Annotated in this window: 1 protein-coding gene; it reads right to left on the reverse strand. The window is 64.8% G+C overall.

Annotated features, from left to right (window positions below):
- The coding region (locus C3Y91_RS06780) for a MobA/MobL family protein (protein WP_168575176.1) at window positions 1-193 on the reverse strand (193 nt) is incomplete at its 3' end.
- Window positions 194-264 lie beyond the last annotated feature (71 nt).

The raw sequence follows: 264 nt of genomic DNA on the forward strand, positions 1-264 counted from the left end.
TCGCCCAATAAGCAGAAGACCCAGCCGGCAAGACGATCTCGGCATGCTCGACACCTGTCCTGTTGCTAAAATCATGGGTCAGCCCATCGCGCTCGTTGGTGAGGCGCTCAGCGGCGCGATAGGCGGCGGACGCGACAGCACTGCGCCCGCCGCTGCGGGCGATCGGCTTCATGCTGAAGTGATAGATCGCCATCGCCCTCCCCTTGTTGAGCGGGCCGCCGGCCCGCGCTTTGAGTTGCCCCGCAACTCGTAAGTGCGCCCTTG

This window comes from Rhizobium ruizarguesonis (genome assembly GCF_012349115.1).
Lineage (GTDB): Bacteria > Pseudomonadota > Alphaproteobacteria > Rhizobiales > Rhizobiaceae > Rhizobium > Rhizobium ruizarguesonis.